Source organism: Pseudoalteromonas sp. S1609, assembly GCF_005887255.1.
Lineage (GTDB): Bacteria > Pseudomonadota > Gammaproteobacteria > Enterobacterales > Alteromonadaceae > Pseudoalteromonas.
The window spans coordinates 1-216 of record NZ_PNDJ01000249.1; the positions used below are offsets into that span (position 1 = coordinate 1).

The following is a 216-nucleotide window of genomic DNA, read 5'->3' on the forward strand; positions in this document are numbered from 1 at the left end:
AAAAAACTCTAGATCATCAAATGCGAGTGCTAAGGATATCCAGCCACCCATAGTAATCACCGTTATAGTAGTTGAGGCGATTGAAGTAGTGAGAAGAGAAATAAATTTACCCAATACGATCTCGGTACGAGTAATTGGTGTAAGTAGTAAGGTTTCTAACGTGCCACGTTCTTTTTCACCAGCGACTAAATCAATTTCTGGGTAACTTGCCCCCAT

Annotated in this window: 1 protein-coding gene; it reads right to left on the minus strand. The window is 40.3% G+C overall.

Translation table 11 applies throughout. The features are described from left to right. Positions 1 to 216 (minus strand): ABC transporter permease subunit (locus CWB76_RS19610; RefSeq protein ID WP_171039677.1); only part of this gene is annotated, 216 nt, incomplete at both ends.